This is a genomic window from Thermoanaerobaculia bacterium (assembly GCA_035260525.1).
GTDB lineage: Bacteria > Acidobacteriota > Thermoanaerobaculia > UBA5066 > DATFVB01 > DATFVB01.
Genome location: DATFVB010000237.1, coordinates 1 through 25,277, shown reverse-complemented (window position 1 = coordinate 25,277; position 25,277 = coordinate 1). Strand labels below are relative to the sequence as shown.

The window sequence follows — 25,277 nt, the reverse complement described above, 5'->3', positions numbered from 1 at the left end:
GAGCTCCGCCAATCCTCCCCGGCCGATCGATCGAGCGGTCATCGCGGCACAGTCGCGCGAAGACGTCGTCGTCGGCAACGAGATCGTCCGCCACAACCGGGCGTCGAGGCTGATCCACTGGACGGTCTCCGTCACCTTCTTTCTCTGCCTTTTCACCGGCATGCCGATCTGGACGCCGGTGTTCGGCTGGATGGCCTCGCTCTTCGGAGGACTCACCGTCTGCCGGGTGATCCACCCGTGGGCCGGGCTGGCGTTCTTCCTGTCGACCATCGTCATGTTCGTCGCCTGGCTCGGCGACATGCATCTGGCGCCCGGCGAGCGCCGGGAGTGGGTGAGCGAGGGCCGCGCAATGCGGTACATGCGATACGAAACCGACGACTCGGACGTGGGCAAGTACAACGGCGGACAAAAGCTCCAGTTCTGGCTCGTCTGTCTCGCGGCCCTGGGCCTCCTCCTTTCGGGCCTCCTGATGTGGTTTCCGGAGCTCTTCCCGGCGATCCTCCGGCAGCTCGCCTACATCATCCACGACGTGACGTTCATCCTCTTCGCGATCCTCATCGTCTTCCACATCTATCTCGGCACGGCGGCCGAGCCCGGAACGTTCGGCTCGATGACGCGAGGAACCGTCACGAAGGCGTGGGCGCGGCTTCACCACGGCCGCTGGTATCGCGACGTCACCGGTGAAGAGCGCGAGCGCTGAGTCGAAGGTCTCCGGAGACTTCGGCCACCGCGCGCTGCGCGCCGAATCGCTCGCGGCGGACTCTCCAGCGGCCGCGGAACCGCTCCGGTTCGCGGCCGGCCTGTACCGGGCCCAGGCGTGGACGGTGGAGGCGCTCGAAGGCGCGCACGCCCGACGGCCGCTGACCGGTCGGCTCGCCGAGGACGCCGACGCGGTCTTTTTCCACGCTTCTCCCGTCGTGAGGCACGCGGCCGAGGCGGGCCCGGACGCGCTTTCCGAGGAGGCCGGCGCGCGGCGAACGGAAGACCCCGCGACCGCGCGCTCCCGCCTCCTCGTCTTCTGGACGGGGGACCGCGCGGCGTCGGAGGACTACCTCTCCCGGGCGATCCTCCGGCCCTACGTCGAGCTCCTGCGCGGCCTCGGGATCGCGCCGGACCGCCTCCACCGGCGCGGGAAGTGCCCCTTCTGCGGCGGCGAGCCGGGGATTGCCGCCCGGCGCGAGGGGTCCCTCACGGAAGGCGCGCGCCGGATGCTTTCCTGCTCGCTGTGCGGCGCCGAATGGCTCTTCGAAAGGATCCTCTGTCCCTCCTGCTTCGAGGAGGACCCGTACAAGCTCCCTTCCTTCCGCGACGAGAAGCACCCGACGGTCCGGATCGAGGCGTGCGAGACGTGCCGCCGATACGTCAAATCGATCGATCTTTCGGAGGACGCGCGGCCGATCCCGGAGGTGGACGACCTCGTTTCGATCGCGATGGACCTCTGGGCCGTAGAGCAGGGTTTCACGCGCGTCGAGCCGGGCCTGGCCGGGATCTGAGGCGTCGTCCCTGGAAGAGAATCTCGGCGGCCTGCTCGCGGTCCAGCAGGCGCTCCGCAGCCGATTCGACGATTTCCGCCGCGCGCTCGAGCGGCGCGACGAGGCCGCCTACCGGTTCGGCCTCTTCGACTTCCACCGGTGCCTCCGCCGTTGGACGGAGGCGGTGGAGAGCGCACTCCTGCCGGCGCTCCTTCGTTCGGGCCTCGGCGGGCCCGGTCCGGCGCGCGAGCTCCGCCTCGAGTGCGTGCAGCTTCGCGAGCTGACGCGCTTCCTCGCCTCGCAGCTCGCCCAACGCGCCGCGCTCTCCGACGTGCTCGGGCTCGCCGAGAATCTCGACCGGCGCCTCGCCGCGCACGAGTCCGAGATGGAGCGCGTCTACGACCCGGCCGCCGCGGCCGCGCTGACGGAAGAGGAGTGGATCGCGCTCGCGGCGGCCGCTCCGCCGCCGTAGGGATTCGCCGCGCCGGCCAGCGCGGCGAATCGAGGCCTTCCGCCGATCCGTCCTGACAACGGCGAGGCATGGCGAGGCGCGAGCCCGGTCCACCGTCGCACTCACGAGCTATGGCGGATTCGTGGGCAACGGCTCCCTTTGAATCACCAACGCGCTCGAGCCCGCGATCCGTCGAAACGCTACGAAGCCTTAGCGAACGAGGAACGCGGACGGGATGTGCGCTGCCCGCCGGCATTGCTCACTGACCCGGTAGCTCGGGGCCCTTCGCATCGCGGAAAGCTTTCGCCCGAAGTCACCGAGGCGAAAGCTCCGCGATGCGGGAGCGGGAGCGTCGGCGAGGGGGTGGCAGCGGCGCGGTCGAGTCGACACAAGGCTGCGTCGCGAAGCGACGCCTCCGCGCGACTTCTCCCGCCGGGAGAAGGTGGCGGCCGTAAGCCGCCGGATGAGGGAGGTTCGACGAGCCGCGCCGCCGTCACGAGTCCCGTCCCCCGAGCCAGCTCCCGCGACTCTTAGCCGAGCTGCTGCGTTTCGAACCGGTCCGCTTCCGGCTTCGGTTTCAACGCCACGTACGCGGCCGCCATTCGTTCCTGCGGCCAGCCGAGAAAGATCCCGTCTCCCCGGTAGAACGGCTCTCCCACGCCTTCGACGAGGAGAATCGAGCCCTCCCCTTCGCCGGCTTCGACCGAGAGCCGCCACCCGGACTGAGTCGAGGAGCTCTCGCGGACTCGGATCGGGAACCGCTCGAGCGACAGGGCGCGCGGGTTCGTGAGGCCCGGAACAGGATCGGGCGAGTCCTCTCCGGACGACATCAGCCGCCCCGCGTGTGCATCTCGAGATGGGGATCGCGCCGCAGGGTGTTCAACGCGAGGAGCGGAGAGCGGTCGCGAAGGCCGAGGCGCTCTTCCGCCCCGCGGTCGGTGCGGCCGCGCCAGGCGTTCTCGATGAGAGCCTTGATGTCCTGCGGAGAGACGCCCGCGCGGAGCGGCCCGCGGAGATCGGTTCCCCCCGCCGCGTAAAGACACAGGTACCAGAGCCCGTCGGCGGTCAGACGGCTGCGGTCGCAGGCCCGGCAGAACGGCGCCGTCGTCGACGCGATGATTCCGAACACCGTTCCGTCGCTCATGCGGAACCGTTCCGCCGGCGCGGACCCCTTTTCCCGCTCCGGCTGGATCGGTCCGAAACGGCGCGCGAGGGCGCCCAGGATCTCCGCGCGCGAGACGACCTTTTCCGGGGACCAGCGCGTCGCGCCGCCGACGTCCATGTATTCGATGAACCGCACCTCGGCGCCGGCGGAGCGCCCGAACTCGAGGAGCGGAACGAGCTCGTCGTCGTTGACGCCGCGGATCACGACCGTGTCGATCTTGAGCGGCGCGAAACCGATGCGACCGGCCTCCCGGATTCCCGTAAGCACCCGCGCATGGGCGTCGATGCGCGAGAGCTCGCGGAACCGGGCCGGATCGAGCGTGTCGAGGCTGACGGTCACGCGCTGGAGACCGGCGTCCTTCAACGCCGCCGCGTGCTCGGCGAGCAGCACACCGTTGGTCGTCAGCGCGAAATCGCGAATGGCGTCCTTGGCGGCGATCATCGCGACGAGCTTCGGCAGGTCGCGGCGGACGAGCGGCTCGCCCCCCGTCAGCCTGACCTTGTCGACGCCGCACTCGGCGAAGACGTCCACGAGCGCGCTCACCTCCTCGAAGTCGAGGATGTCGCGCCGCGGGAGCCACGCGTAGTCTCGCTCCGGCATGCAGTACTGGCACCGGAGATTGCACCGGTCCGTCACCGAGACCCGAAGGTTCGAAAGGGGCCGTCCGAGCGTGTCCGAGGGAGCCATGAAGAGATTCTATCCGTCCTCCTCCGGAGTTGCCGGAGCGCGTGCCGATGGTTTCCTCCGCGTGGTGGTATCGTCCTCGAGCAAAAGGAATCGGGAGGCTCCATGGAATCGCTGGTCGGCCAGACCATCGCGCACTACAAGATCGTCGGTCCGCTCGGCTCCGGCGGCATGGGCGCCGTCTACGAAGCCGAGGACGCCGACCTCGGCCGCCGCGTCGCGATCAAGGTCCTCTCCGACGACTTCCGAAACGACGTCCCGATGCTCGAGCGCTTCAAGCGGGAGGCCCGCGCCGCGTCCTCGCTGAACCACCCCGGGATCTGCACCGTCTACGCGATCGAGCAGCACCAGGGCCGTCCCTTCATCGTGATGGAGCTGATCAAGGGGTCGACGCTCGCCGAGCGCATGGGGCGGCGTCCTTTCGAGATCGCCGCGCTCCTCGACCTCGGGATCCAGATCGCCGACGCGCTCGAATCGGCGCACTCGAAGGGAATCGTGCATCGGGATCTCAAGCCCGCGAACTTCATGATCAACGACCGGGGCCAGGTCAAAATCCTCGACTTCGGTCTGGCGAAGGTCGAGGCGGTGGTCACGCAGGCCGGGAAGGACGAGGAGGTCTCCGCTCTCGAGACGGCGGTCAACTCCAACCCCCTGACGACGGCCGGGACCGTGATGGGCACCGTGCACTACATGTCGCCGGAGCAGGCGAAGGGCCAGCTGACCGACGCCCGGACGGATATTTTTTCGCTGGGGACCGTGCTCTACCAGATGGCGACCGGCGAGATGCCGTTCCAGGGCGACACCGACGCCATGGTCTTCGACGCGATTCTGAATCGCGATCCGAAGCCCCTCGAGCAGGTCAATCCGGCGATGCCGGCCGAGCTCGGCCGCATCGTCGAGAAGGCGGTCGAAAAGGACCGCCAGCTCCGGTGCCAGACGGCGACGGAGCTCAAGACCGACCTCCTGCGCCTGAAGCACAAGCTCGACTCGGGCCAGAAGCGGGCGGCGGAGCTCTCCGAGTCCAAGGGGGGCGCCCCGAAGCCGGCCGACAAGTCGATCGCGGTCCTCTACTTCGAGAATCTTTCCGGGGCGAAGGAAGACGAATACTTCCGAGACGGCATCACCGAGGACGTCGTCACGGAGCTCTCGAAGATCGACGGCCTGAAGATCTTCCCCCGCCCGGCCGTGCTGGCGTTCCGCGACAAACAGGTCACGCCCTCGCACGTCGGTCAGCAGCTGGGCGCGGCGTACGTGCTCTCCGGAAGCATTCGGCGGGCCGGCGAGCGGCTCCGGATCAACACCCAGCTCTTCGACGCCCACACCGACTTCCCGCTGTGGTCCGAGCGGTACGACCGCGAGATGAAGGACGTCTTCGAGGTCCAGGACGAGATCGCCCGCAAGATCGCCGGGGCGCTGCGCTTGACGCTGACGCCGAAGGAGCAGGAGAACCTCGCGGCCAAGCCCACCGAGAACCTCCACGCCTACGATCTCTACCTTCGGGGCCGCAGCTACGCGCGCCGCCTGACGCGGCAGGACCTCGAATTCGCGCTCCAGATGTACGAGAACGCGGTCACTCAGGACCCGAAGTTCGCGCTGGCCTACGCGGCGATCGCCAACGTCTGCGCGTATTACCACTGCAACTACTCGCGCGAGTCCGCCTGGGCCGACCGGGCGCGGGCCGCCTCGGATCGCGCGGTCGCGCTCCAGCCCCAGCTTCCCGAGGTCATGGTCGCGCAGGCCTGGACGCTGTACGCACGGGGACAGTACGCCGACGCGGCGGAAATCGTGCGCAACGTGATCGCCCGCAAGCCGGATTGCGAAGGGGGCTATTACCTGCTGCTCCGCTGCCTGTTCGCGTCCGGCCGCCATCAGGAGGTCGAAAAGATCGCGGAGGCCGCGATCGAGGCCTCCGGCACGGACTACAACGTCTTCGTGCCGATCATGAACTCGCTCGGCGCTCTGGGAAAGCTCGAAGCCAAGAGGAACGTGCGCCTTCGCCGGATGCAGGTCCTCGAGAACCACATCCGGGAGGTCCCGGAGGACGCGCGGGCGCGCATCCTGCTCTCCTCGGACTATGCCGACGAAAACCGGGCGGACGACGCCATGCGCGAGGCGAACCTCGCGATGCTGCTTCGCCCGAACGAGGCGACCGTCCACTACAACGCCGCGTGCACCTTCTGCAAGCTCGGCCGGAAGACGGAAGGGATGGACGCGCTGACGAAGGCCTGGAACGCCGGGTTCACGGACGCCGATTGGGCGCGCCGCGATCCCGATCTGGATCTCCTCAAGGACCTGCCGGAGTTCGGAAAGCTCTACCCGGAGAAACCGGCCGGAAGCTGACCGGCGGGCCGGTCCGCCGGATCGATCGCTCGCTCTATCCGTTCCAGCGGGCGCGCTTGCCGCGCACGTCGATGTGGACGAACGGCCCGTGGACCCGGTTGCCGGGATAGATCCCGATCCCGCCGACGAGGCTCGGATGCTCGCGCTCGACGGCCTCGGCGGCATCGGCGAGGATCTTCGCGTCCGCGAGATCGACGCGGCCGTCGCGGTTCAGGTCGTCGATGTTTCCGTTCCCGTCGTCGTCCGGATAGACGTCGGCGGCGTCGCCGTACATGTGCCGCGACACCTTCGAGCGCGCCTTCGGTCCCAGATCGAGCGCGTTGTACTCGGGCGTCCGGAATCCGCTCATCACGAAGAAATTCCGGACGGGATGCCCCGTCTCGTTCAACTTCGCGATCGTCAGCTCGAGCTTGTCGAGGAGCCGCGGCTCGAGCACGATGTACTTGGGCCAGAGGCTGGACTGGTTCTTCGTGACGAACTCGCCGAGAGTGAAGTGCTCCGAAACGTGGAGCTTCGCCGTCTCCGGCGTCACTTCGACGAACCCGCGCGGATCGGCGTAGGCCGGCGAGAGCGGCGTCGAGCCGTCCTCATAGGGCCAGCGGCCGAGCTCGTAACGGCCGAGACGCCCGTTCACCTTCGCGGAGAAGGGTGTGAGCACCACCTCGAAGAGACCCGACTTGCCTTCGATCGGATGGACGCCGGGGGGCGGAGCGCTCTCCGGCTCGAGCCGCGCCGCCTCCTCGGGAGTGAGGAAAAGAGCGCGAACGGCGCCCGAGATTCCTCCCGCGTCGCGGATCGAGGCGAGGTCGATCCCGCGGCTCGATCCCGTCCGCACGAGAGCGCACAGAAGCAGCGCGAGGCCGAGGAAGATGGACAGTCGACGCATTGGCGACAATGTTAACGCCTCAGCTCGACCGGTATTCCCTTTTCCACCGAAAGCGACAGCTCCCGGGCGTCCCAGTTCGTCAGGCGGATGCAGCCGTGGGATTCCCGCAAGCCGATCCGGGAGGGGTCAGAAGTCCCGTGGATGCCGCAGTTGGGAACCGAGAGCTGGAGCCAGACCACCCCGACCGGGCTGTTGGGCCCGGGAGGAAGCGTCGCCTTCCGGTGTCCCGGCCGGGCGTCCCAGAAGAGGGAGGGGTCGTAGTGGAATGTCGGGTTCTTCCGGATCTCGGTGATCTTCCAGGTCCCGTAGCACAGCGGGTCGTGCGGGCCCGGCAGGGTCGCCGGATAGCGCGCGGAAAGACGCCCTTCCTCGTCCCAGGCGGAGACCGAAAGATCGGAGTCGCTGACGACGATCCGTCCGGCAGGGGGAAGGGGCGCTCGGTGAACGCTCGGGACGAAAACGATCTCGCCCGCGCGGATCCGCGCCTTCGGGTTGATCGCCTGGATCAGGACCGGGCTCGCGTGGAAATTCTCGGCCAACTTTTCGAGCGCGGACCGCCAGCCGAGCGCCGGAAGGAAGGACTTCTGCACCATGTCTCGCGGGATCCGGTAGAACGGACCCGCGACGTCCGGCTCCGTCAGCGTGTACGCAACGACGATCGGCGCGGCGTCCGAGTCGAGCGCCGCCCAGGTCGCGGTTCCGGCGCCCTCTTCGGCGATCTCACGGTCGCGCTGAAACGCCGCGATCGCGCGAACGGTGTTCCCGCCGAGACGACCGTCGATCTCCCCCGGCGAGTAATGCGCCCGGTCGAGCAGCACCTGCAGGCGGACGACGGCGGCTCCCGCGGCGCCCTCGGTCAGGAGCGGCCGGACGCTGCGGTCGTTGACCTCGTCGGCCGTCGGTCCGGGAGGAGTTGCGGCGCCGAGCGCGGAGGCGGCGACGATCAGGAGAATCGCCGCGGGAGCCCGCATCATTTCAGGACGAAGTCGACACGGCTGGCCTTCGCGTTCTCCCTGGGTTCGCCCGGGCCCGTTCCGGGCTCGACGAGGAAGATCCTTTCGGCCTCCACCTTTCCCGTGGCGAGGAGATAGGCCTTGACGGCCTGCGCCCGGGAGAGCGCGAGCTGCCTCAGGTCTTCCGGCGCGACCGGGATGTTCTCCAGCATGAGCTTCTCCATCTCGGCCGGCGGGAGATCCTTCGCGAAACCGAGCGCCGTCCGGGGCTTCTTGAACTTTTCCTTCTTGTAGGCCTTCTTGAGGAAGACCGGCCACTCCTGCGCCGGCACGACGACGTCGTCGAGCGACGGCGGGGCGGCGCCCTTCTTCAGCAGCTCGTCCATTTTCTGCGCCTTGACTTTGCGCTCGAAGCGCGTCCGCCGCAGTCCTTCGGCGTCGTTTGCCTCGTCGATGCGGCCCCGGGCCTCGAGCTTCAACGCCGGCCTCTCGTGAAGAGCCGTGGCCAGGGCGTCGAGCCGCTGCCGCGCGGCCGGGTCGAGCGTGTCGCGGCCGGCTTCGAACTCGACGGTGCCGAGGTCCTGCCCGCCGCCGAACAATTTTCCGAGGAGCGTGAAAGGCGAGGTGGCGGCCTTGGAAATGAGATTTCCCAGCACCTTCCAGATGATGCTGCCGAGCTTGAACTTCGGGTCGTCGAGCGAGCCGGAGATCGGAAGATCGAGGTCGATCACGCCGTTGCGGTCTTTCAGGAGCGAGACGGCGAGCCTGACGGGCAGCTTCGTCGCCGAGGGGCTTTCGACCTTGTCGCCGAACGTGAACTGGTCCACCACGAGCTTGTTCTTCGCCTCGAGCTTCCGGTTCTCGACGCGGTATTCGACCGTCATCGTGAGCTTGCCCCGGGACACCGCGTAGCCCGCGTACTTGCCGAAGTAGGGCGTCATCGGAACGAGGTCGATGTCCCGGAACGACGCTTTGAGGGCGGCGTACAGAGCCGCCGCGAGCGGGTTCACGGTGCCGGAGATCTCGATCGGCGACGCTCCCCCCCATGTGCCGTGGAGGTTCACCTCCGCTTTCGTCCCGTCCACCGAAGAGAGACCGTCGATCCGCCCCCCGACGTTCCCGAGCTCGGCCGAGAAGCTCGGCTTGACGAAGTGATCGGTCAGCCGGATCGTGCTGTCCCGAAGCGTGACGGCGTCCACGCGAATGGGAGTCGGAGGCTGCGCCGGAGCGGCGGGGGAGGGAGCTCCGGGCGGCGGAGGAGCCGCCGAAATCGGTGGCGCGGCCGTCGCTGCCTTCGCCGCGGCCATCCCCGCCGCGGCGGGCGCTTCGGCCCCGGCAGCGTCCTCCTCGGCTTTCTCCGGCGGGCCGCCGAGGATCGCGCGCAGGTTCACCGTGCCGTCCTCGGAGATGCCGATGTGGCAGACGACGCCGGCGGCATCGAGCGCCCTCGCCGACACGAAGACCGGGTTGTATCCGGCCTTGATCCTGTCCACCGAGACCGATTCCCACCTGAGGAAATCTTCTTTGCTCTTCTCCTCGACCGCGACGACGTTTCCGGCCACCGCGTTGCCGGCGAAAACGACGGAGGCGGCCCCTCCGGGCCCGGGCCGGAACGACAGCGTGCCGGAGCCGTTCAGGACGCCCCGGGTCAGAGACAGCTTGATCTGAGAAAGGATGTACGGCTCGACCGGCACGAGGTCGAGGTTCTTCACGCGGACCTTCAGATCGGCGTACACCGGCGAAATGCCGACCGCGCCGCTCGCGGTGGCGAGCCCCTTTCGATTGAGCCGGAAGCTCGCCGACAGGGCCCCATGCTCCGGCCCGGCGGTGGCGAAGTGTTCGAGGACGACGTTTGTCGGCGAGAGGACCAGGTGAGCGGGCTTTCCGGACGCGAGGTCGTCGATCTTGAACGTGTATTTGTCCAGAGAGAGCTTCGTGACCGAGAACCTCCACGGCGAGGCGGCCCCCGGAGTCTCCGGCGCGGGCTCCGTCGCTGATTCGTTCGCTTTCGCAGACCTTTCGCCGATCAATTTCTGGAGATCGATGCTGCCGTCGGCCTCGCGCCGGACGGCGAGGGACCCTCCCGGAATCGAAACCGTCCCCAGGGCGAGGGCGCGCCCGGCCATGTCCAGCTCCCCTCCTTCCAGCGTTGCGGCGGGCACCGTGAGGAAGGGCTCTCGCGCGCCGCGCTTTCGCGCGTTCAGCGCATGGATGCCGACCGAAAGGCCGGAGAGCGTCGTGTTGCCGCGGGGGCCGCCGGCGATCTTATAGCGGCCCTCGAGATCCACCGTTCCGTCGAGGTCGGCGAGGAGAGATCTCTCGTACCACGGGGCGTACCTTCTCAACGGCAGACCGGCCAGCGCCACCGATCCTTCGGCCGCGAAGGGCTTCAGCGTGAACGTTCCCTCGTGCTTGACGGTCTCGCCGGCGTCGCTCTTCGCCGTGATGGAAAGCGCCATCGGCTTGCCCGGCGTCGAAGAGAGGCCGCGAAGGGAGATTCCGACCGGGGCGAGCTTCGTTTCGAACGGCGTTCCGAGCGACGCGTCGGCGTAGTCGATCGTCCCGTTCTCCACGCGGACCTCGCCGACCTCGTAGGCAAAGCCGGCCGGCTTCTCATGCGGGACGGTTTTTCTGCGGGCGTGGGGGGCCGGCGCGCCGGCGGCCGCAAACACGGAGGCGATCTCGAAATCTCCCTTCCGGTCTCTCCGGAGATGGAGCTCGGGCTCGACCGCCGTCACCGAGGTCAGCTTGATCCTGCTCCCGAATACGTCGTACGAGGCGAGCGCGGCGCGCAGACTCCGGATCGACAGGAGCGGCTGGTCCTCGTGAACGAGCGAGCCGTCCCGAAGCGAGGCGCTGCCGGAGACGAACAGAGCGTTGGGCCGGCCGGGGGATTGCGCGAAAGTGATCGTCAGCCCCGCATCGAGACGCCCCGCCGCCAGCCGGACCGGCAGCTTTGCCGGCAGATAGGCGAGGTAGCTCGGCAGGTCCACGTCCTTCAGATCCACGTCGACCGACGTCTCGCGCGAGTCGCTGAACGGCTTGGTCCTGCCGTGCAGGGCAAACGAGGCCCCGTTCACCTTCGCCGAAAGGACCGGCTGCGTGAAGATCTCGATCCTGGAGGGAATGTTCGAGAGGAACGGAATCCCGAGGTTCAGGTCTGTCACCTCTTGCTTCGTCTTCCTCGGCCGGTCGTCGAAATCGAGCGATCCTCCCGTGACCCGGATGTTGTTCACCGAGAAGCGCGCGGGCTTCTTGCCGGGCTCCTCTTTCCCGAGCTCCTCGATCAGGTCCGAAACGTTGTAGGTCCCGTCTTCGTGCCTCACGAGCGACACGCGGGGGGATGCCAGGTCCACCTCGCGGATCACGGGCCCGCCGCGCAGAAGCGACACGGCCTCCAGGTTCACGTAGAGGCTCTCGAAGCTCGCGAACGTTCCCGGGTCCGCCCGTTCCCCCATGGAGAGGCCCCGGATGGTGGCCGAAAGCGCGAACGGATTGATCGCGAGACTCCGGACCGCGACCCTCCTGTGCAGCTTTTCCGAGAGCTTTCTCTCGAGAAGGGGTCGAATGATTCGGGGCGCGACGACGAATCCGAGGAGGGCCCAGAAAGCCAGAACACCACCCGCCCATCCGAGGATCCTGATGACTCGTCGGCGGCGCGTCGAAATCTCAGCGCCCATCATCCAGAAAGGCTACCTCCGTCCCCATGGAGATAGCGAGAAGCGTTTTCCCGGACCGCGATGAACCCGGCGCGAAGAGGATATTTGCGGACGGTCCTACGAATGTGTCTAATCGGGTCGCGCGTCAGGGCGGCCGCGAATTTCTCGGCCCCTCGGGCGGAGCAGACGTCGGGATCGGTGTCGCTTATGCCGTCACTAACATATGAAACATAGGACCGTCCCCACCAGCTCTCCGTCGGGAGGCCAGCTCATGGCGACGCCCCTGGATACCGTCGCGCCCCCTGACCTGACGGTGGGCCTTGGTACCGGGCTCATCGCGGCGCAGATCGGGAGCGGGTCATCGGCCACGCTTTCTGCCAAGACGGCGTTTCCGGGTGTTCTGCGGCTCCGGATCATGAAGCGCGACGGGTCAGGGCTAACCGACGCACCTGATGGGAATCCGGACCACGCCGGGACGGTGCAGGAGACCGAGATCGGGGACCCGACAAGTTCGGACTACGACGCGCAGTCGCCGGAGATTGTTCACCTTCAGATCCAGGCGGTCAATCCGTTCCAGCCGACTGACCCTCCTCAGAAGACCAATGCAATTGTGGGAATCGCTGAGATACGGAATACGAATTACGATCACGATTCGCAGTCTGATCAGTTCTACGCCGGAAAGAATGGATCTACGATGCTCGACACGACCGGTGCGATTACACCTCCGGGGCCGGGGGAGAACCCGAGCTATCTCACTATGACCGGCGGCACCGCTACTACTTCCCTAACTCTCGTCGCGGATGCGAGAGTCGCAAATGATGGCACCATCGCTCCCATTGCGCCCGGCGGTTATGTCGGACCCGGAGGTGCCCAGCTGCAGCCAGTTCCAGCGTTCGATCCCTTGGGGGCTTCCAATCCAACCTTGCCGATAGCCGGAGAGATCTTCCCGGTCAACGTCTGGGTGGATGAACGCGGATACTCGCGCCCGCGAGAGTCGAACGGAGCGTGGTCAGCGGGAGCCAACGCGGTGCGTGACTGGATGGAAAAGAAGGCATGGGACTGTCTTGGCGGGCAGGCGGACTCGACCGGTGAGCTGACGGCGGCCGTGGCGGGCCTGGGCGGCCCCGCCGGAATACCCGCGCCGCTAACCGAAGATGACTGTGTCACGGAAGGGTCTCTTCAGGCCACGGGTCAGGCGGCGCATGTCGATCCGTTGGGGGCTCATACCATCGTCTTCAATCCCTATGCTCCCTCGACGCGCCACGAACCCCAAAGATCCGCGGTGCTCCACTACTTCGGATTTCGTAGCGAGAGTCCCCTCGGCGCGTACTTTCAGCAGCTGTGTCTTCACGAGGTCCGACACTCCTGGCAGTTTCTCCTGAGCACCACAAACCAGGGCAGCTATCCGGATTTTGACGGAGACTTCCTCCTAGCCTTCCCGCGTGCCTCTTCACCTGAACTCGCCGACTCCGGTCGCATCGAAGAGGGCGGCCTCAACCCGGACGGGAAGTATTGCGGGGACACTTGCTACGACATCAGCGCAGCTTCACCGAAATCCTGGAGTTCCGTGTTCGAGCGGAATTCCATGCGTTTTACCAGCGCCAATGGCCTAGCGACCCTGACCTGCGGAATTGCAAGCATTGAGATTGTCAGCGGCGACAACCAGCATGGCGCGCCCGGCCAAACGTTGGCCAACCCACTCGTCGTGCGAGTCAGCATGTTTTCTTCCGACAGCAGGTCTACGGCGCCATTGCCGGGGGCCATCGTGAAGTTCAGCGTTGATCCCGCCAGCGGGGCCTTCATCGGGCCCTCTACGAGCGCTTACATTCGGACCGATGACTCGGGGGAGGCCGCGATCGCCGTAACCGCCGGCGAGAGTAACTTCTCCGTCAGCGCCGTCATTATGCCGTGGGTCAGCCCTCTGCCTTTGACATGCGCTCTGAACGATCCTTCGATGTCTCCGGTCACATATACGGTCTTAGTTCCTTAGTGAGGTGCGTTTACGTCATGAAGTCTAAAAACTTTCTACTCATGGTCGCCGGGTTTGTTCTATCGAATGTGATGGCTGCGGGAATCCCGATTCCCGAGGTGAGCCTCTCGCCAGCGGAGCAGAGGGTCGCAGACGCCGCGAAAATCAAGGACCCTGTCGAGCGGGAGGCGGCTCTTCGGGCGTCGATCGAGGAGGGGTTGCTCAGGTCATCACGTGATGTGCGCATGGAGGTGCAGCAGTATCTGGCGCTGAATAGGCGGTGGATCGACCCTCGACCTTTTGAGGATATTATTGCTCAGTCGACCGACGGTCGGTCATGGATTCAGGGAATCCGGTGGGATTACCTTACACGCGACGAACGGTTGAAGGTAGTCCGTGAGGCTATCGAGCAGGGCCAGGCGGTGGCGCCGGGTGGCGACATCATCAATCGAGCGGTGGCGATGCAAGCGGTTGGGTGGTACGGCCTAGAAGAACTCGTCCCCCTTGTGCGCCAGTATTATCCTGTGCTGGTGCAGCAGATCAAACACTCCGTTCCTGACTACATTCCGACGAAGCCAGAGGTTCACTTTACCCCGGAGCAAATAGCCTTACGGGCGCACCTCCGAGAGGGCGGCGAGGACCTCGAGGACTGCTTCCGGCGCTCAGCCGAGCGCCTAGCCGCGATGCCGGATGAGGAGTTTCGGCAGAAGATGGAGACCGAGAAGGACTTCCGGGACGTGCTTCTTGGAGCAGCCGGGGAGATCAATCGTGTGTGCGAGCGAAATCCTTTCACTGGTTGGGTCAACTCGGGCTGCGAGCAGATTCACCGGATTTACGAGCGACAGGCAACACTTGACAAGAAGGCACAGGCCGAAAGAGCAGCTCAGGGCATTAGAACTTCCCCGCCTCGTGTGGGGCAGGAGACCTGGCTCGAGGGCATTCGCAGGGCATCGAGATATGACATCAGGTATCCGGAAAAATAGGCTAGATTGCGTGGGCAGTCGTGGGGACGGTCCTGTATTTCATAGGTTATTCGCGTGGGTGCCCAGCGCCCCGCCCTAGACCTCGCTTCGCGGCTGTCGCGTCATCGATCATCGCAATAACATATTATTCATAGGACCGTCCCCGTCACCTCCGCGGCGGAGCCACGACGAGCGAGTGCGATATGATCGGGGAAATTTCCCGGAAGGAGGCGCCTATGAGCGGTCGGGTCCGGGCGGTCATCGGAATCTCGGCGATCGGAATGTTTCTTTGCGCCCGTTCGGCGTTCGCGAACTTTGCGTGCGCCGCACTCGGGTTCTCTGCCACGGAAGGATCCCTGTTCTCGGGGACGGTGGGCAGCACCATCGACAGTGACACGGCGGAGCCGGCCAGCAACTTCACCGCGACGATCGCCTGGGGCGATGGCACGACGACGCCGGGCACCGTCACGGGCTCTTCGGGGACCTTCGCGATCTCGGGCTCCCATACCTATGCCGACGAGGGAATGTTCACCTACATCGTCAGTGTGTCGGACGTTGCCGACGGCCTGTTGTGTTCCGATAGTGACTCTGCCAGCGTCGGCGAGGGCGACGCGCTCACCGGGACGCCGGTCGCCTTCACCGCGGCGGCGGGACATTTGTTCAGCGGAACCGTGGCAACCTTCTCCGACACGGATACGAGCAACGTCGCCTCCGATTTCACGGCGACGATCGAGTGGGGCGACGGCACGACGACCGCGGGGACGGTCAGTGGAGGCACGGGGGCGTTTGCGGTCAGCGGAGCGCACACGTACGCGTCGGCAGGGGCCGAAGCGTTGTCGATCACGTTATCGGACGACGCTCCGGGCACCGCGACCGCGACCGTCGCGAGTAGTGCGACCGTGGTACCCGCCGGTTTTCACGTCACCGCGCTCAGCTTCTCCGCCTCGGAGGGTTCTTCCTTTAGCGGGATGGTCGCGACGTTCACCGACAGCGATCTCCCACAGACCGTGAGCAACTTTACGGCCACCATCGACTGGGGCGACGGCACGACGACCGCCGGCACGGTGTCCGGCTCCAGCGGGAGCTTTGCCGTGAGTGGCTCGCACACCTATGCCGATGAAGGAACTTTTACAGACAAGGTTACGGCGCACGACATCTTGGACAGTTTGGTTGCAAGCCCGACCGCGACCGCCACCGTGACGGAAGGCGACGCCCTTTCGGGCACGGGCGTCAGCTTTTCGGCTGTGGCGGCAACGCCGTTCTCCGGCACAATTGCGAATTTCACTGACACGAACGTCACGAATCCGGCCGCCGATTTCACGGCGACGATCGAGTGGGGCGACGGCACGACGACCGCGGGGACGGTCAGTGGAGGCACGGGGGCGTTTGCGGTCAGCGGAGCGCACACGTACGCGTCGGCAGGCCCCGAAACGTTATCGGTCACGTTGTCCGATGACGCCCCGGGAACGGCGACGGCAACCGCAACGAGTCATGCGACCGTGCAGCAGTCGGGGGCTTCGATTCCGACCCTCGGATGGCCCGGCCTTCTCGCGTTCTTCCTCGCGGTGGCACTCGCCGCGCCGGTATTGCTGAGGCGCGTCGGCTAGAAAGAGCTTGCGCCGATCTCGGGCGCCGCGCCAGCGGCTGATTCCGTTCGCCCTGATGGTGGCCGCGGTCACAGCCGCCGTTTACCTTCCCGCACTCGGGCTGGATTTCGTGATCTGGGACGATGGTATCCATATCATCCACAACCCTTATCTGGACCCGGTCACACCGTCGCACGTTCTCTTCTTCTGGACACATCGGCTTGCGGAGGGGACAGTCGTGGGGACGGTCCTATGATTCATATGCTATTCGCGTGATTGCCGAGCGCTGCCCTAGACCTCGCTTCGCGGCTGTCGCGCCATCGGGGGGGGCCTTGGGGTCAACGCTTTATTATACATTATATCGAGTTGAGGGAATCACCGCGAGCTGGACTATCCGATATCGCCGCGCCCGAGCGAGCGATCGCGCCCGGACGCCTCGCCGGCCGAGCGACCTGCCGCTAAGGGACTGGCGCGCCCGAAGGGATTCGAACCCCTAACCCTCAGATCCGAAGTCTGATGCACTGTCCAGTCTTGTCCCGCCGAAGCCCTCCGAAGCCTCGGCGAAGGAGGGGCGGAGGCGGATGAGCTACGGGCGCTCGGCGCGCAGTTTATCCCGTCGTCTCTGAGCGCGGCGACCCGGGGACGAACCCCTGTATCCAGCGCGTCCTTCGCGCAGCGAAGGACAGCCGCGCAGCGGCACGCGCGAAGCGCGCAGCGCGCCGATCGCCGCGCAATCGGCGTCGTTGTCGGATCAGGGCCTGACCAGCGCGAACCGGGCAGGCAATCGCAATATCGTCGGCTGGATTACGAGCCGCCGTATCCAGCGAGCCCTTCGCGCAGCGAAGGGCTCGCTCATCCGAACATGAAGTTGACCGTGATCGTGATGTAGACGTTGACGGGTTTGCCATCGAGCATCGCGGGCTCGTACCGCCACTGTCGAACCGCGGCGAGAGCCGCCTGATCGAGCCCGGGGTCCGAGTGGCGAACCACGGAAGCCCGGGAGACGGCCCCTTCGTCCGTTACCGTCGCCTGAATGACGACGAGCCCGGTCTTCTTCTGATTCTTCAACGTCTCGGGATAGACGGGCTCGACGCGATGGACGAGATGCGGCGGCTGGATGTCCGCGCCGACGGACCAGGTGCCGACTTTTTTCGAAACGGCGGCGGGCTCGCGCGCGGTCACCGCGACGAAGAGCGGATTGCTGCCGGGCCGGCCTCCGAGAATGAAGGTCTTTCCCAGGGCTCCCGAGAGAGACGCGGCGGCGAGCTCCTTTCGGGCTTCCTTTCCGCCAAGCACGCGGAGGTCGAGCTCCACGATGTTGCTCGGGCCGAGCGAAGGACGCACGCTCACCGTGAGCTCGCTGCCGCCCGCGTCGGCCCTCACGGTCGCCGTCACGCCCGATGCCACGGTCACTTCCCGGAGCGAGACGACCGAAACACCCTCAAGGCCGAGAGTTTCGGCGATCTGCTGTCTCTGGCGCTCGACGTCGTCCGACCATCCTCGATCCGGCGGGAGGTACACGACCGAAGGCGCCGAAGGAAGATCGGTGACCCCGGCCCGATACCCCTGAAAGAGATCGATCTGCAGCGTCACGCCCGACCCGGCCGCCGGAGCGGCGTCGAAGAAAGCCGCTCCGGCGGCCAATACCAGAAGGGCGAGCATTCGTTTTCGGATCATGGGTTCTCCTCTTCCTTTGTACGTCCTTCGACGATGACCATCACCGTATGGGGATCGGGCTCCAGCACGATGGCGTGAGCCGGAACGCCGAAAGCGCGAACCTGCGCGATCCGCACGGCGGGGCCGCGGTCCGGCCGATTCCCTCCCCGCGACAGGAAGATGAACGCGGCCGCCGCAACGCATGCCGCGATTCCCGCCGCCCACCGCAGGCGAGGCCGCTGCGGAGCAGCCTCCAGACGATGCTGCAGCCCGGGCCAGATTTCCCTCCCGGATCTGGGCCGCCGGCGCTTCAGCTCCCGGCGAAGCTCCTCTTCATGGAACATCGGAACACCTCTCGGAAGCGGGGCCCGCCCCGTGGAGCCGACGGAGTCGGGAACGGATGCGCTTCAGCTGGACGCGGACGGTCGAAGGCGCGATGCGGAGACGCTCGGCGATTTCGCCGGCATCGAAGTCTTCGGCAAAATACAGGTGCGCGATCGCGGCCTGGCGGACGGTCAGCGATCGAAACCACGAGTCGACGGGCTCGGAGGCGGGCGGGACTTCCTGCCTCAGGAGCGGAGCGAAAAGGGTCGAGATCGCCTCGCGCCGCGCCTCCCGGCGCCGGCGGGCCAGGCAGAGCCGCAAGGTGATCCTGTAGAGATAGGCGCGCGGAGAACCCTCCGGACGAAGCCCGGCGCGCCGGCGATAGAGGAGCACGAGCGCGTCCTGGGCGATGTCTTCGGCATCCAGGTCGTTTCCCAGGACGCTTCGCGCGAAGGAAGCGAGCGCGCTGAAGTTCTTCTCGACGAAAGTTCGGAACGAGTCGGGATCGGGGAAAACGCTCATTCAAATGAGAGAGGTTGCGGCGGGCCGTTTCCGTTTACGGCCCTCCGATTCTTTCCTTCGGAAGCGATCATGGGCCGGCCCGGACGCTCGAACGGGCATCGAAAAGGACCCGGAAGCCCCCCGGCGAAGATCCTGCCGTCCGTGGAGGACGCGAAGCCGGCGCCGGCTTCGAATCTCTCGAGCGGGAATTTCACCGTTCACGTCGTGAGGCGATCGCATGCCGAAACGGCGAATCGTCTGCCGATGCCCTGGGTCACCCGTCCAGGCCGCTCTTCCGGAGCAGCTCCGCGAACCGCGGATCGCCGCGCAGGGGATCGAGGAACGCGTAGACCTTGAGCGCGACGCAGTAGCTCGCCCGGTGCTCGTACGAGTGCTCGAGCCACGTCAGGGCCGAATCGTGGTCGCCGAGCGCGAGATCCCGGCAGACCATCACGACGTCGGTGACGTACTTCCCCGCCTCGCGGTCCGCGTCGATCCGGGCGACGACGGCGCGGGCCGCGTCGGCGTCGCCCCCTCGCGCGTGCGCCAGCGCCAGGATGCCGAGCATCGTCGAGCTGCCGCCGGTGAGCTCGGCGCCTTTTTCCGCGGCCGCGACGGCCTTCCCGGGAGGGCCCGCCTCGAGCCCGACGAGGGCGAGCCACAGGTAGCTCTGCGGGAACGCGGCGTCGATCTCGATGGTCTTCTCGAGCTGCTCGCGCGCGCGGCCGTACTGCCGGGCGCAGTAGAGACTCCAGCCGTAGTCCGCGTGGATCAGGAGCGACAGCGGGTCGAGCTCCAGCGCCCGGCGGAACTGTTCCTCCGATTCCGAAAACCTCGCCTGCGTCGCGAGGAAGAAACCGTAGAAGTGGCGGGTGCGCGCCCGCTCGGGATTGATCTCGAGGGCGCGGCGGAACTCGCGTTCGGCCCCCGCCCAGTCGAGATCGAGGAGCGACGCGTAGCCGAGCGAAACGTGGGCCTCGTCCAGGCCTTCGTCGATCTCGAGCGCCTGGCGCGCGGCCGCCCTGGCGCGCGGGAGCGACTCGCGCGGGGACATCGCGCCGTACCGGTCCATGCCGAGCGCGGCGTAGCAGTCCGACAGCCCGGCGTAGGCGGCCGCGTCGGTCGGGTCCTCCTCGATCGCCTGCTCGAAGAACTCGATCGCCTTCCGGATGCTCGGCACCGTGCTCTTGTTCCAGTTGTAGCGGCCCTTGAGATCCAGGAGGTAGGCGGCCCGGGAAGCTGCGGGGCTCGACGAAGGAGAGGCCGCGGCGGGCGCGGCGACGCCGAGCGCGCCGGCCACCGCCGCCACGATCTTGCGCTCGGTCTCGCGAAGGCGGTCCGGCCCCGTCCGGAATTCCTCGCCCCAGATGCGCCATCCGCCCGCCGCGTCCACGAGCTCGAATCCGACGTCGAGATCGCCGCCGCGCTGCGCAAGGCGGCCGGTCAGGACGGCGGAGACCCCGAGATCGGCGGCGATCTTTCGCGGATCGGCGTCGGCGCCCAGACGAAAGACGGTCGTCCGCGCCATCACTCTCAGGCCCCCGAGGCGCGAGAGCGCGTCGATCAGGCTCTCCGCGATTCCATCGGTCAGGTAGTCGGATTCCGGTTCGCGCGTGACGTTGCGGAGCGGAAGCACGGCGACCGAGCGCGGCGCGGCCGGGACCGGGAAAGAAGGTGCAGGAAGTTCGTCGGACCGCGCCGGGGCCGGCCCGACCGCCGTCTCCGCCTCGGACTCGCCGGCCGATCCGCGCAGCGCATCGGACAGGAGCGCGGCGAGCCCGGCCGCCGAGACGGAGCGCCGCTCGGGATCCTTTTCCAGGCAGCGCGCGACGGCGGCGCCGACGGCGGCGGGAAGTCCGGGCGAGAGCGCCGCGAGAGGCGGGGGCTCGTCGCGGAGCGTCGCGGCGACCGTGTCCGACGCCGATCGGCCGCGAAAGGGGGGCCTTCCCGAAAGCATTTCGTACAGGATGCAGCCGAGAGAGAAAAGATCGCTCGCGGCTCCCGCGCGGGCGCCGCGGATCTGCTCGGGCGACATGTAGCCGACGGTCCCCATCACGACGCCCGTCGCCGTCATCATGTCGGCCGTGACGGCCGCGGTCTCGTTCTCCCCGCCGGAAACCGTGTCCTGCCGCGCGAGCCCGAAATCGAGGATCTTCACGCGGCCGTCGGAGGTCACGAAGACGTTTTCGGGCTTGAGATCCCGGTGGATGATCCCGCGGGCGTGCGTGACGGCGAGCCCGGCGGCGATCTCCCGCCCGATCTCGACGGTCCGCCGCCATGGAAGCCGGCCGCCGAGAAGCTCGCGCAGGGGACATCCCTCGAGCAGCTCGGTCACGGCGAAGCAGACGTCTCCGTCGACGCCGTAGTCGTGGATCGAGAGGATGTTCGGGTGGGTGAGCGCGGCGACGGCCCGGGCCTCCCTCTCGAAGCGGCCGCGAAACGCGGGGTCCCCGGCGAGGCGGCCGGTCAGGACCTTGACGGCGACTTCGCGGCCGAGGACGCGGTCCCGGGCCCGATAGACCTCGCCCATCCCGCCCGCGCCGATCCGCGCGAGGATCTCGTACCTGCCCAGCCGGGTCCCGTCGGGAAGAGCCACCGTGCGGAAAATCTACACGAATGCGCGGAAAACGCCGAGAAATTCGCAACGGCTCCCGGAATGCGCGCTGCCCCGGGGGGAATCTTCCTCCACCCGTACAGCCTCCCCGCCGCGGCGAACCAGCAGACATTGAAGAGAAGAACGTAAGCCGGGACCGCGGCGACGCGCCATCGCGCGTTTCCCCGCCACTCCATCGTGTCGTCGGCGAGAAGGGCGAGCCACGGCGCCCAGCTCCAGACGTACCATCCGCCGACGCCGCCCCACGCGCCGAAGACGCGGCGGTCGGCGAGCACGAACGCGAACGTGCCGGCGATCGCGACGACCAGGCCCGCCGCGTGCGCGGGGAAACGCGGCGAGCCGGCACAGATGCGGACGCCGAGCGCGAGCGCGGCGCCGAGAAGCAACCCGAGAACGAGGAGCCAGACCGGCGGCCGGAAGAAGCTCCACTCTCCGACCCACGGCACGCCCTTGACGATCGTGTACGCCGACCGGGCGAGGCCGGCGACGACCTCGCCGGCCGGCATCGGGCGAGGGATCCGTTTCGCGATCTTGACCGCGCCTCCCCAGGTCGATCCGCCGAGAACGACCACGGGAATCGCCGCCGCGGCGGCCGAGAGGAGCGCGAGCCCCCGGCGTCGTTCCCGCCAGAGGAGGACGAGGACGAAGACGAGGATCGGGAGGGCGTTCAACTTGATCAGGCATCCCGCCGCGAGAAGGAGCGGGAGAGCCGGCCCGCGGTAGGCCCGGTCGACGAGGTCGACGATCACCGCGGCCCAGAGGAAGACCATCGCGTCGTTCGAGCAGCGCACGAAGGATTCCGAGAAACCGGGAAGAAAGAGTGCGCTCATGCCGAGGAAGACGAAGAGCGACGACCGCCTTCGCGCGAGGCGCCGGAGCGGACCGGCAATCGCCGCGGCGACGAAGAGCAGCGAGAGGACCCGGAGACGCCGAAGCTCGTCCTCCGGCGCTTCCCCGGAGGGCGACGGGACGATCGCCTCGGACAGGGCGAGGAGCCCGCCGGCGACGGCGTAGTAGAGCGGCGGCTGGTTGTTCTCGTAGTTCGGATAGGCCGCGTGAACGATGGCCGGCGCGGGCGGCGGAGGCGCCGGGGGGACCGCCGGCATCTTCGGCCGGACGCCCGGAAACGGCGGGCAGCCGAACGCGCGCGCGAGGTCGGGTCCGCAGGGGTGGCGCGGGATCGCGCGCTGGACGGCGGGATCGAGCGGCGCGACCCCGAGGATTCCCCGGCCGCGGGCGACGGTCGAAACGCGGCTCAGGTGGAACGGCTCGTCGGGCCCTTCGAAGGGCGGGACAACCGCGACGTGGAGGGCGAGGCGGGCGAAGAGGAGGGCGGCCAGCGCGGCGAACACGCGGTGGCGGCTCGGAAGATCGTCCACGGACCGGATACTCCCACGAGTCCGCCAAGGCGTGGGGCACCGCTCCCCCGCTCGAATTCACCGTCGAGCCTCCGTCCGGCGTTTGGCCCCGCGGCGAGTCAGCTTCCGGCGGACTCTTCCGGATAGAGCTTTTCGAAATCGGGGTCGCCGTGAAGCGAGTTCAGGTCGGGGTCGCGGCGCACCCAGACCGAATCGCGATACCCGAACTTCCAGGCCTGCTTGAGAGCTTCGATCGCCTCGGATTTCCGGCCGAGGCTGCAATAGGTGCAGGCCGTGTTGTAGTGCATGGTGGGGTCGGTCGGACGGAGCGTGATCGCGAACTGCATCTCGCGGATGGCGTCGTCGGCGCGGCCGATCTGCGAATAGAAGTTCGCGAGGAGCGACCGGGCGCGCGCATCCTCCGGCACCTTCGCGATCTGTTTTTCGAGCGTCTCGATCGCACGCTGCCGGATGTTGCGTTCCTGGTCTTCCTTGCCGAGAGCGTTCATCGCGTTCATGATCGGAACGAAGACGCTGTAGTCCTCGCCCGAGGCGTCGATCGCGGTGTCGGCCATGTCGACGAGCTCCTGGTAGTGCCCGGAGCTGAAGAGGGAGCGGCCGAGCAGGTAGTAGGCCCCCTCGCAGTCGGGCTTCGAGGCGACGACCTCGCGCACGATCGCCTGGGCTTCCGCGTTCTTCCCCTCGCTGTGGAGCACCCATGCCTCCGCCACCCGGACCTCCGGCAGGTCCCGGCCGAGGGCGCTCGCCCGCTGCGACGCGGCGACCGCCTTCTCGGTCCACTTCGGCGTCCGCTCGTAGTCGAAGTGGTAGATCCCGCACACGCTCGCGATGCCGGCCCAGGCGAGCGCGAAGCCCGGGTCCTGGGCCACCGCGTTCTCGTACATCTGCAGCGCGAACTCGAGATCCTGGCGCGTGCGGCGCCTCGCATAACTGCGGCCCCGAAGGAAGAAGTCGTAGGCCTGCAGGTTCTCCGTCGGGCGGGCCGCGATCGCCTTCTCCTCGCGGGGGCTCAACGTCAGCCGCAGGGCCGAGGCGATCTTGCGGGCGATCTCGTCCTGCACCTCGAAGACGTCCTGCATCTCGCGGTCGTAGCGCTCGATCCAGAGCGGAAAGTCCGTGTGCGTGTCGACGAGCTGCGCGCTGATCCGGAGCCGGTTCCCGGCGCGCCGGAGACTCCCGGCGAGGACGTACGCCGCCCCGAGCTGCTGCCCGATCTGCGCCGGTGTGGCCGGCTTGTCGCGGTAGGTGAGGACGGTCGGCCGCGAGAAGACCTTGAGCCCTTCGATCTTCGAGAGCTCCGCGATGATGTCCTCGGTGATTCCGTCGCGGAAGTATTCGTCCTCCTTCACGCCGGAGAGATTCTCGAAGTAGAGAACGGCGACGGACTTCTCCGTCGGTTTCACGGCGCCGCTCTTTGAGTCCGAGAGCTCCGCGGCGCGCCTCGGGCCCGAGTCGACGTCCCTCTTCAAGCGCAGGAGCTCGGTCTTCAGGTCCGTCGCGCTCTGGTAGCGCATCGCCCGGTCCTTTTCGAGCGCGCGGCCGATGATCCGTCCGAGCTCCGGAGGCTGCGCGGGATTGACCTGGGAAAGCGGCAGTGGATCGCGGTTCAGGATGGCGTCGAAGATCACCGCCTGCGTGTCCCCCTGGAAGGGAAGGGCGCCGGTCGCCATCTGATAGAGCACGGCGCCGAGCGAGAAGATGTCCGTCCGCGCGTCGGTCAGCTGACCCCGGGCCTGCTCCGGCGACATGTAGTGAACGGTACCCATCACCGTTCCCGTCATCGTCAACGGGCCGGCGCCGATCGCCGTGTCGAGGCTGGAGTCCTCGCCCTTCTGGGCGAACGCGGCCTCGACCTTCGCGAGGCCGAAGTCGAGGATCTTGACCTGTCCCCGGTCGTTGATCATCAGGTTCGCGGGCTTCAAGTCCCGGTGGGCGATCCCCTTGGAATGCGCCGATTCGAGTGCATCCGCGATCTGGATCCCCAGGTCGAGGAGCGGGCCGATCTCGAACGGCTGCCGGCCCATCTTCTCGGCGAGTGTGGAGCCCTTGATCAGCTCCATCACGATGAAGGGCTGGCCGTCGTGCTGCTCGATCGCGAAGACCGTGCAGATGCCCGGATGGTTCAGCGCCGAGGCCGCGCGGGCCTCGCGCTTGAAGCGCTCGAGCATCGCGGCTTCGTTCTTCAGGTCGGCGGAGAGGACCTTGATCGCGACGCGGCGGCCGAGGTCGGAGTCCTCCGCTTCGTAGACGGAGCCCATCCCTCCGGTGCCGAGGAGCCCGACGATCTTGTAATGAGCGATGGTCTGGCCGGCCAGGGATTCCATGGAACGCCTCCCGATGGGTTTGCTCGAGGACGATACCACCACGTCGGCGGAATCGGCCGAGGGCGGACCATCCCGCCGGCGCGCAAGCTCGAGAAGATCGCGTTTTCGGCCGGAAGCTACGCGTACGACGGGGTGATCGATGCGGTCGCCGACGGAGGCTTCGGAATCCACGGCGAGATCCAGGCGTTGCTCGCGCCCGCGTCCGCCGAAGGAGCGCCGGCCGGGGAGAAGAAGTGATCTAGATCTGGGGTTTCGGGATGATGCAGGTTTCGCGGGTTTCGTCCGGGCTGACCCGCCGATGCTCGTAGGTCTGGTTCTCGTCCATTTCCGAGAACCGGCCCATCCGGTGGCA

The 25,277-nt window shown here is 67.3% G+C and carries 19 protein-coding genes and 1 tRNA gene; 8 read left to right on the top strand and 12 right to left on the bottom strand.

The annotated features are described in order from the left end of the window. Nucleotides 1-700, top strand: a 700-nt coding sequence (locus tag VKH46_11900; protein ID HKB71540.1) for a formate dehydrogenase subunit gamma, incomplete at its 5' end; no start/stop codon positions are given. Then, on the top strand, nt 681-1,493 hold the full coding sequence (locus VKH46_11895; GenBank protein ID HKB71539.1) for a formate dehydrogenase accessory protein FdhE: 813 nt from the start codon (nt 681-683) through the stop codon (nt 1,491-1,493). The genes VKH46_11900 and VKH46_11895, both read left to right, overlap by 20 nt. Here VKH46_11895 and VKH46_11890 read toward each other — a convergent pair. Further along, nucleotides 1,459-1,629, bottom strand: a complete 171-nt coding sequence (locus tag VKH46_11890; GenBank protein HKB71538.1) for a hypothetical protein — start codon at nt 1,627-1,629, stop codon at nt 1,459-1,461. The two genes, VKH46_11895 and VKH46_11890, sit on opposite strands and share 35 nt — an antisense overlap. A gap of 27 nt (nt 1,630-1,656) precedes the next feature. Between VKH46_11890 and VKH46_11885 the strand changes: the two genes are divergently transcribed. Further along, the gene (locus tag VKH46_11885; protein HKB71537.1) at nt 1,657-1,944 is read left to right on the top strand and encodes a hypothetical protein; all 288 of its coding nucleotides are present in this window, start codon (nt 1,657-1,659) and stop codon (nt 1,942-1,944) included. Between the two features lie 509 nt (nt 1,945-2,453). Here the strand turns inward: VKH46_11885 and VKH46_11880 are convergent. Both VKH46_11880 and moaA read right to left on the bottom strand, forming a co-directional pair. Then, complete coding sequence (locus VKH46_11880; protein HKB71536.1) at nt 2,454-2,753, bottom strand: hypothetical protein; 300 nt, start codon at nt 2,751-2,753, stop codon at nt 2,454-2,456. Further along, entirely contained in the window at nt 2,753-3,775 is a 1,023-nt protein-coding gene (moaA, locus tag VKH46_11875) for a GTP 3',8-cyclase MoaA (protein HKB71535.1), read from the bottom strand. Before moaA ends, VKH46_11880 begins: the two co-directional genes overlap by 1 nt. A 102-nt stretch (nt 3,776-3,877) precedes the next feature. Here moaA and VKH46_11870 point away from each other — a divergent pair, with 102 nt between their 5' ends. Beyond that, complete coding sequence (locus VKH46_11870; protein HKB71534.1) at nt 3,878-6,112, top strand: protein kinase; 2,235 nt, start codon at nt 3,878-3,880, stop codon at nt 6,110-6,112. A gap of 34 nt (nt 6,113-6,146) precedes the next feature. Here the strand turns inward: VKH46_11870 and VKH46_11865 are convergent, their stop codons facing one another. The 3 genes from VKH46_11865 to VKH46_11855 are packed head-to-tail and all read right to left on the bottom strand — an operon-like array spanning nt 6,147 to nt 11,631. After that, nucleotides 6,147-6,998, bottom strand: coding sequence for a hypothetical protein (locus VKH46_11865; protein HKB71533.1), 852 nt, complete (start codon nt 6,996-6,998; stop codon nt 6,147-6,149). An 11-nt stretch (nt 6,999-7,009) separates the two neighbouring features. Next, nucleotides 7,010-7,969, bottom strand: a complete 960-nt coding sequence (locus tag VKH46_11860) for a L,D-transpeptidase family protein (protein ID HKB71532.1) — start codon at nt 7,967-7,969, stop codon at nt 7,010-7,012. Next, the gene (locus VKH46_11855; GenBank protein HKB71531.1) at nt 7,969-11,631 is read right to left on the bottom strand and encodes a DUF748 domain-containing protein; all 3,663 of its coding nucleotides are present in this window, start codon (nt 11,629-11,631) and stop codon (nt 7,969-7,971) included. The genes VKH46_11860 and VKH46_11855 overlap by 1 nt, the downstream gene beginning before the upstream one ends. Nucleotides 11,632-11,881: 250 nt before the next feature. Here VKH46_11855 and VKH46_11850 point away from each other — a divergent pair, with 250 nt between their 5' ends. The 3 genes from VKH46_11850 to VKH46_11840 all read left to right on the top strand — a co-directional run bounded on the left by VKH46_11850 (nt 11,882) and on the right by VKH46_11840 (nt 16,148). Continuing rightward, nucleotides 11,882-13,600, top strand: coding sequence for a hypothetical protein (locus VKH46_11850; GenBank protein ID HKB71530.1), 1,719 nt, complete (start codon nt 11,882-11,884; stop codon nt 13,598-13,600). Nucleotides 13,601-13,617: 17 nt separating this feature from the next. After that, nucleotides 13,618-14,562, top strand: coding sequence for a hypothetical protein (locus tag VKH46_11845; GenBank protein HKB71529.1), 945 nt, complete (start codon nt 13,618-13,620; stop codon nt 14,560-14,562). A gap of 215 nt (nt 14,563-14,777) precedes the next feature. After that, nucleotides 14,778-16,148 carry a hypothetical protein gene (locus VKH46_11840; GenBank protein HKB71528.1) on the top strand — a complete coding sequence of 457 codons (1,371 nt, stop codon included), beginning with the start codon at nt 14,778-14,780 and terminating at the stop codon, nt 16,146-16,148. A gap of 446 nt (nt 16,149-16,594) precedes the next feature. Here the strand turns inward: VKH46_11840 and VKH46_11835 are convergent. The 6 genes from VKH46_11835 to VKH46_11810 form a co-directional block, all read right to left on the bottom strand. Further along, nucleotides 16,595-16,723: transfer RNA gene (locus VKH46_11835), tRNA-Arg, on the bottom strand. 256 nt (nt 16,724-16,979) lie between these two features. Further along, on the bottom strand, nt 16,980-17,804 hold the full coding sequence (locus tag VKH46_11830) for a TonB family protein (GenBank protein ID HKB71527.1): 825 nt from the start codon (nt 17,802-17,804) through the stop codon (nt 16,980-16,982). Nucleotides 17,805-18,116: 312 nt separating this feature from the next. After that, nucleotides 18,117-18,629 (bottom strand): sigma-70 family RNA polymerase sigma factor, encoded by a 513-nt coding sequence (locus VKH46_11825; protein HKB71526.1) that lies wholly within the window; start codon nt 18,627-18,629, stop codon nt 18,117-18,119. A 253-nt stretch (nt 18,630-18,882) separates the two neighbouring features. Then, complete coding sequence (locus tag VKH46_11820; GenBank protein ID HKB71525.1) at nt 18,883-21,138, bottom strand: protein kinase; 2,256 nt, start codon at nt 21,136-21,138, stop codon at nt 18,883-18,885. After that, nucleotides 21,075-22,601: a hypothetical protein gene (locus tag VKH46_11815; GenBank protein ID HKB71524.1), complete on the bottom strand. Its 1,527-nt coding sequence runs from the start codon at nt 22,599-22,601 to the stop codon at nt 21,075-21,077. Before VKH46_11815 ends, VKH46_11820 begins: the two co-directional genes overlap by 64 nt. 98 nt (nt 22,602-22,699) lie before the next feature. Then, nucleotides 22,700-24,925: a protein kinase gene (locus tag VKH46_11810; GenBank protein HKB71523.1), complete on the bottom strand. Its 2,226-nt coding sequence runs from the start codon at nt 24,923-24,925 to the stop codon at nt 22,700-22,702. On the opposite strand from VKH46_11810, the gene VKH46_11805 reads away from it, so the two are divergent. After that, nucleotides 24,893-25,162, top strand: coding sequence for a hypothetical protein (locus VKH46_11805; protein ID HKB71522.1), 270 nt, complete (start codon nt 24,893-24,895; stop codon nt 25,160-25,162). The two genes, VKH46_11810 and VKH46_11805, sit on opposite strands and share 33 nt — an antisense overlap. Nucleotides 25,163-25,277 lie beyond the last annotated feature (115 nt).